A 6,829-nucleotide genomic window follows, 5' to 3' on the forward strand; every position below is an offset into this window, starting at 1 on the left:
ACTGTTGAATTAACGGCGGATAGGGAAGTACGCGGGATTCATATTTATGAATCGGATGTTCATCCTTACTATAGTCGTATTGTTATAAACGGGCGAACACTGGCAGTGGCAGATGAAGGGATACATTTTAAGTCTTTTACGGGAGCCAGAATAGAGGGCGGGACGATTACCAGCTCTGCGGTATATTCTAATACTTTGGATTTTCATCTCAGTATGACAAGTCCTTATGGAGTTTCTATTAACTCGGTTATTGCGGATAATGCCCGTGGAAAGGTTTCATTAAATATCTCGGGGAGCCATGGCGTGGGACTTAGCCAGATGTCTTTTCATGGGGCGCAGGCTAATACGTTTACTGGCAACATTTATATAGAGGGGAGAAATCTGCTAGCGCTTTATAAAGATGCGGGTGTAACTGCAGTAAATGGCGATCTTCATATCCACGATGGTGCGCTGGTTGGGCTGTTTAACAGTAATCAGATCGCAGATTCGTCGAAGATCTACTTCTCTGGGACGACGGCGGGAATCTTTTATTTACCCCTGCAAGGCTCTGAGACTATTTCCGAAAAACTAAGCGCGATAGTTGTAAGCGGCGCTGGGGGTATAGTGGATTTTGAAAATCATGGTAATCCCGTTTTCCCTCACGGCCAGCGTCATCTCTATCTCGACGACTTGGATATTGAAGCGGGGAGCGTTTTGATTATCAGAGAGTGGGCAGAAGGGCGTGATCACCTGCTTGTCCGTCGAGATAGTGAGCACTTAGCGGAGTCGCTAAAGCGGATAGTGTTTGAGGGCTGTGATCCGAATGCGATTCACCTCGAGGATTATAACGACGAATATTGGGAAATTAACGGTGCCCCCGAGTCCGCAACTTACGGTGCCAGCTTAGCCGTAGCGGGCATCGCACTCGTAGCGTGGCGGAAGAAACGTGCCGCCAAATAATCCCCTCCCTGCCAAAGGCAGGGCAGAGTGATTTGCGCGCCGCATCCTGTCCGCGAGGTAAATGTCAGAGGTCACAGAGCTCCACTACGCGTGGGGCGGCAGCGTGTCGCTGCACCCATTTAGATTTTGGTTTCGCCTCTGCGCGACGCGCAGAAACGAAACCAAAATCTGAAAAGGAACCCAAACTTGTAGGCGGGTGTTTACTGGTGATTTTTCCCACTTCGCCCAAATGGGTTATCACTCTACTTTCCCCTCTCTGTCGCAACGCGACAGGGGGAATGCTTTCAAATTTGGGATTTCGTGATCGCGCAACGCGCGATGAGAAATCCCAAATTGAACGGGTGCAGGCACAGCCTGCCGCTCCACGCGCAGTGGAATCAGCCAGCGGGAGTTCAGCGCTTTCGTCTCGGCTGCCTTTTGGCTTTTGCTTTGTCGCGGGTCTGGCTCGATTTGGGGGGCTTATGCGCTTTCCGGCTTTTCGCATAGTGTTGATCTTGGTGGCCTTAATCGGGCTGTGCCTTGGGCTTTTGCTGAGGGAAAACGACAAGCCCAGGATTCTCATTGCGGGAGATTCGACGGCACAGCCGGGCACGCGGCGGCATCAGGTTTACGGCTGGGGGGAGCCCTTTGCTGACCTCTTTGATCCGACTAAGGCCAAGGTTATCAACCTCGCTCGCGGGGGTTACAGCAGTCGCACCTACATTACCGGAGGACTTTGGGCTATCCTCCTTGGCAAAGTCCGCCCGGGCGATCTCGTCCTCATCCAATTTGGTCACAATGATGGCGCTCCAGGGAGTGAGGGGTTGCGGATGGAGCCGGCTCACTTGTTGCGCATGCCGCATTCGTTACCGGGGACTGGAGAGGAAGTCGTGGAAATAGAAAGCGCGGCCACTCGCGATCGGGAGCGCGTGCATAGCTTTGGCTGGTATCTGCGCAAAATGGTGGCCGACGTGCGGGCGCGCGGCGGAAGGCCGATCCTCCTCTCGCCTACCGTTCAGAATCGCTGGACCGAGCAGGGGGACATCGAACGCGACAATCCGTATCGCGCTTGGACCTGTGAGGTGGCCGAGCAGGCGGCGGTGCCCTTCGTCGACTTGGCGCAGATTCTGGCGGATGACTACCAGAGGCGGGGTAGGGAGTCGGTGGCTGAGTTGTTTTCGCGCGATACGCTTCACACCAACACGCGGGGCGCGGCGCACACTGCGGCACTCGTCCTCGCCGGGCTCAAAGGGCTGCGCGGCGAAGCAGCAATTCCCGATCTCGATACGCTGCTTTCGGAAAAAGGACTCGAAATCCTAGCTACCCAATGAGGGCTTTATGAGAAGCGAGCGCTCGTCGCGCTTGGCGTCCTAGGGGCTGTTCCCATTTCTTTCCACTACGCGTGGGGCGGCAGCGTGTCGCTGCACCCATTTAGATTTTGGTTTCGCCTCTGCGCGACGCGCAGAAACGAAACCAAAATCTGAAAAGGATCCCAAACTTTGGGGCGTGGATTTATCCGTGATTTTTCCCACTTCGCCCAAACGGGTTATCACTCTACTTTCCTTTTGACTCCACCCCCTGTCGCAACGCGACAGGGGAGAGTGCTTTCAAATTTGGGAATTGGTTTCGTCGCGAAGCGACGGGCCAATTCCCAAATTGAACGGGTGCAGGCACAGCCTGCCGCCCCACGCGCAGTGGGAAAAAAAGCGTATCAGCGCGGCGCGCGCGGCTGTGAGGGCTGGCTGCGCTTACGGCTCAGCTAGGGCGGCGTGGATGAGGTCGGCGATTGCGGGGGGGAGTGCTAAGGCGCGGGCGTGGGGCTGGGCGGCGGGGCTGAGTTTGCGCCAGGTTTTGCGCAGGATGTCTATGAACTTTTCGCGTGTGTAGTCGGCGTGTTGTGCGGCGAAGGCGCCGATTTCGTTTTCCAAGAAGACGAGGATTGCGGCGTCTTCGAGGGCTTGGGAGCCGGGGTCTTTGCGCAGGTCGGTCTTACTGACCCAGCGGGCGATTTGGTCGGCCTCGGTGGGGGCGAGGCCGGCTTCGAGTGCGAGCTGGTGGGCGCGTTCGGCTTGTTTTTTATAGAGAAACTGCCGCCACTTCAGGTAGCCCACGCGGCCTTCTGGGTAGCTATGGCGGGGGGTGAGGAAGCGCTCGAGGTGTTGGCAGCGGGCGGCGAGGAGGAGTGCGGGCGCGGCGTCGGGGACGAGGCGCGCGACCCAAGCTTCGACGCGGTCGGCGTAGACCAGTTCCGCGGCGCGTCCGTCTTCTGCCCGAGTGGGGTCGGCGGCGTGCGCGGCGTCGATTAGCGCGCGGGCTTTGTCATAACTGTCGGTGATTTCGCTACTCATGGCGGGCTTGGGGTGGTGCGGTTTCGTCGTGTCCTTGCGTCCTCAATACACGGCTTCGTCCAAAAGGGTGAAGAGCTCGGCTTCGCTGATCCGGCGTTGTTGCATGGAGTCGCGTTCGCGTAGGGTGAAGCTGCCGTCTTTCTCCACGGTGTCGAAGTCGATGGTGACGCACCAAGGGGTGCCGATCTCGTCTTGGCGGCGGTAGCGGCGGCCGATCGCGCCGGCTTCGTCGTAAAATACGGCGTAGCGGTGTTGGAGTTTTTTATAAAGCGCCTTGGCGCGCGTGGTGAGCGCGTCCTTGTTTTTTAGCAGCGGTAGGACGGCGACTTTTACGGGGGCGATACGCGGCGAGAGGCGCAGGACGGTGCGGGTATCGGTCGCGCCTTTTTCGTCGGTGATGGTCTCCTCGGCGTAAGCGGCACAGAGGACTGCCAGGAAAATCCGGTCGGTGCCGACGGCGGGCTCGATGACGTGGGGGATGAATTTTTTCTTCGTCGCCTCGTCAAAAATCGCTTGGGGCACGCCGCTGGCTTGTTCGTGTTGGCCGAGGTCGTAGTTACCGCGCGCGGCGATACCCCAGAGCTCCTGCACGCCGAAGGGGTAGCGAAACATGATGTCGGTGGTGCCGCGCGAGTAGAACGAGAGTTTCTCCTTCGGGTGGTCGTAGAGTGAGAGCTCGGCCTCGGGCAGCCCGATCGATTTTAGCCAGTCCCAGCACCACTGAATCCACTCGCGGTGGTGCGCCTGCCAATCGGCGTCTTCGTGGATGAAGTACTCCATCTCCATCTGCTCGAATTCGCGCGAGCGGAAGATGAAGTTGCGCGGCGTGATCTCGTTGCGAAACGACTTGCCGACTTGGGCAATCCCGAAGGGCAGTTTCACGCGGCCTGTGTCTACGACGGGTTTGAAGTCGACGAACATCCCCTGCGCAGTCTCGGGCCGCAGGTAGGCGACCGAGGAGCCGTCGCGCAGTGCGCCGACCTGCGTCTCGAACATCATGTTAAACGCGCGCGGCGGGGTGAGGCTGCCGGGCTCGCCGGTCGCGGGTGAGGGGATTTGCGGGATCTGCTCGGCGGTCGCTTCGGTAAACTCGCGCGGCTCGACCGGCGCGAGCGTGCCCTGGATGGCTTGCTTGCGCTTAAACGCTTCGGCGGCGGCTTGGAGTGCGCCACTGGTATCCTCGCTCTCGAGGGCCGACACGTAGCCGCGCACGCTGCCATCGACGACGACCGCCGCGAAGAAAAGCTGGTCGGCGCGGAAACGCTGTTTCGAGGTTTTACAGTCCACGAGCGGGTCGGTGAAGCCGTCCACATGACCGGAGGCCTGCCAGACCTTGGGGTGCATGATGATCGAGCTCTCGATGCCCACGACGTCGTCGCGCCGCTGCACCATGTCGCGCCACCAGCAATCGCGGATGTTGCGCTTTAGCTCCACGCCGAGCGGGCCGTAGTCGAAGAAGCCATTAAAGCCGCCGTAAATATCCGAGGACGCAAAGATGAAGCCGCGCCGTTTGCACAGCGCGACGATGGTCTCTAAGGACTCCGTTTTCTTTTCTGGGGCAGCGGGGGCGGCGGTCGGTTTTTCGGCAGGGCTCGTTTCGGACATAGCCGCCAGAGATGAGGCGGGCAGCGGGGGCGGTCAACGGTCAAGGGGGCGAGAGTCGCTTGGGCGCTTTCCCTGAGTGCGCGCCAAAGCGCCAAAGCGGGTAGTCGCGCAAAAGGGAACTCATCGGTTGCGGATGAGTCTTAGGCCCGCTCTGGTCTCCCTTAACGCACAGTCTTTTTTCAAAAACCCATTATGAACACACCCGCCCCAATTAAGCGCTTCACCACACTCTTACTCGCGCTGGCGATGCTCGCCGTGCCTGCGCTGGCTCCGAATCTCCATGCCGCGGATAACAATAAGGCCGCTGCCGCGAAAACGGAAAAAACGCCCAAGCCCAAGCGCACGAAGGGTAAAGCCGACACACCTGAGCCGCGGGACGCGCTCGCGCTGCAGATCGACGCCACCCCGATCGACCGCGACGACGCGCTGCGGGTCAGCTACTCGGGCGTCGTCCAAAAAGCCGCCCCCGGCGTGGTCTACATTTTTACGACCAAGTTCCTAAAACCGCGCCCGGAACTCGCCCCGTTTTTTAATGACCCGCAGTTTCGCCGTTTCTTCGGGATTCCCGATTCTGATGGCGAGGGCCAAGGGAGCGGGAGCGGACGCGGCGGGCAAGGTGGGCGCAGCGCCCCGACGCAGCGCGCCCAAGGGCTCGGCTCGGGCGTCATCATTTCGCGCGACGGCTACGTGCTCACCAATAACCACGTCGTCGATGGAGCGGACGAAGTCCGCGTCGCCTATGGCGAGCCGCGCCGCGAGCTCAAGGCCGAGGTCGTGGGCCGTGACCCGAAAACCGACATCGCCGTGTTAAAAATCGACGCGAGCGAGCTGCCCGCCGCGACGCTTGGCGATAGCGACCAACTTGAAGTCGGCGACACCGTCTTCGCTATCGGTAATCCCTTTGGCGTCGGGATGACGGTCACGCAGGGGATCGTCAGCGCGCTCGGGCGCGGTGGGCTCGGCGTCGAGACTTACGAAGACTTTATCCAGACCGACGCCGCGATAAACCCGGGCAACTCCGGCGGCGCCCTCGTCGATTCACAGGGCCGCGTCATCGGCATTAACACGGCTATCCTCAGCCGCAGCGGCGGCTTCAACGGCGTGGGCTTTGCGATTCCGATTAACTTTGCCCGCTCGCTCGCCGAGCAACTGGTCGCCACCGGAAAGATTCGCCGCGGCTTCATGGGCGTCACTACGCAGCCGCTCGACTCGGACCTGGCCGCTCAATTTGGGGTGGAGCAAGGCGCACTCGTGACCGACGTGACCTCCGGCAGCCCCGCCGACAAAGCCGGGTTCAAAAGCGGTGACATCATCACCAAGGTTAACGGCCGGCCAATCGCCGACTCGCGCCGCCTCCAACTCGCCATCGTGCGGCTCGCCCCCGGAACCGAGGTGCAGATCGAGTACGTGCGTGACGGCGAGACCGCGACCGCGACTTTTACGCTCGGCGAACTTTCCAATCGTGGCGAACTCGCCGATGGACACTTCAGCCCGGGCAGCGGCGAGGGCGTGCTCAATGGCGTAACCGTTACCGACCTGAGCGACCAGTTGCGCAGCCGCCACCGGATCCCCGAGCGGATCGAGGGGGCCTTCGTGGCCGCAGTGGAGCCCGACAGCGCCAGCGCACGCGATGGCCTGCGCGAGGGAGATATCATCCTAAGCCTCGAACGCCGCCCCGTGCGCAACGCCGAGGACGCCGTAAAACTCAGCGAGGAACTCGAAGGCCCGAAAGTGCTCGTGCTGATCTGGCGCGCCGGCCTCAGCCGCTACCTCGTCATCACCGAACAGCCCTAGGCTGTTTTATTTGGCGCGGAGCTCGCTGGCTCCGCGTCAACTTACGCGCGCCAGAGGTCACAGACCGTCCACTGCGCGTGGGGCGGCAGCGTGTCGCTGCACCCATTCAATTTGGGATTTCGCATCGCGCTATCGCGCGAAAGCGAAATCCCAAATTTGAAAGC

At 60.3% G+C, this 6,829-nt stretch carries 5 protein-coding genes; 3 read left to right on the top strand and 2 right to left on the bottom strand.

What is annotated here, in order from left to right:
• On the top strand, positions 1-939 hold a 939-nt coding region (locus tag AXK12_RS09335), incomplete at its 5' end, for a hypothetical protein (RefSeq protein ID WP_197457033.1).
• A gap of 461 nt (positions 940-1,400) precedes the next feature.
• Entirely contained in the window at positions 1,401-2,249 is an 849-nt protein-coding gene (locus AXK12_RS08395) for a rhamnogalacturonan acetylesterase (RefSeq protein WP_068713385.1), read from the top strand.
• 417 nt (positions 2,250-2,666) lie between these two features.
• On the opposite strand, the gene AXK12_RS08400 is transcribed toward AXK12_RS08395, so the two are convergent.
• Together AXK12_RS08400 and AXK12_RS08405 are read right to left on the bottom strand one after the other, a co-directional pair.
• Positions 2,667-3,266 carry a DUF4202 domain-containing protein gene (locus tag AXK12_RS08400; RefSeq protein ID WP_068713387.1) on the bottom strand — a complete coding sequence of 200 codons (600 nt, stop codon included), beginning with the start codon at positions 3,264-3,266 and terminating at the stop codon, positions 2,667-2,669.
• Positions 3,267-3,308: 42 nt separating this feature from the next.
• Entirely contained in the window at positions 3,309-4,871 is a 1,563-nt protein-coding gene (locus AXK12_RS08405; protein WP_068713389.1) for a glycine--tRNA ligase, read from the bottom strand.
• A 192-nt stretch (positions 4,872-5,063) separates the two neighbouring features.
• On the opposite strand from AXK12_RS08405, the gene AXK12_RS08410 reads away from it, so the two are divergent.
• Complete coding sequence (locus AXK12_RS08410) at positions 5,064-6,665, top strand: DegQ family serine endoprotease (RefSeq protein ID WP_082782764.1); 1,602 nt, start codon at positions 5,064-5,066, stop codon at positions 6,663-6,665.
• Positions 6,666-6,829 lie beyond the last annotated feature (164 nt).

Source organism: Cephaloticoccus capnophilus, assembly GCF_001580045.1.
In the GTDB taxonomy this organism is placed as follows: Bacteria; Verrucomicrobiota; Verrucomicrobiia; order Opitutales; family Opitutaceae; genus Cephaloticoccus; species Cephaloticoccus capnophilus.

Coding starts and splice junctions, on each gene's coding strand:
- AXK12_RS08395 (WP_068713385.1), top strand. CDS start 1,401: ATGCGCTTTCCGGCTTTTCGCATAGTGTTGATCTTGGTGGCCTTAATC.
- AXK12_RS08400 (WP_068713387.1), bottom strand. CDS start 3,266: ATGAGTAGCGAAATCACCGACAGTTATGACAAAGCCCGCGCGCTAATC.
- AXK12_RS08405 (WP_068713389.1), bottom strand. CDS start 4,871: ATGTCCGAAACGAGCCCTGCCGAAAAACCGACCGCCGCCCCCGCTGCC.
- AXK12_RS08410 (WP_082782764.1), top strand. CDS start 5,064: ATGAACACACCCGCCCCAATTAAGCGCTTCACCACACTCTTACTCGCG.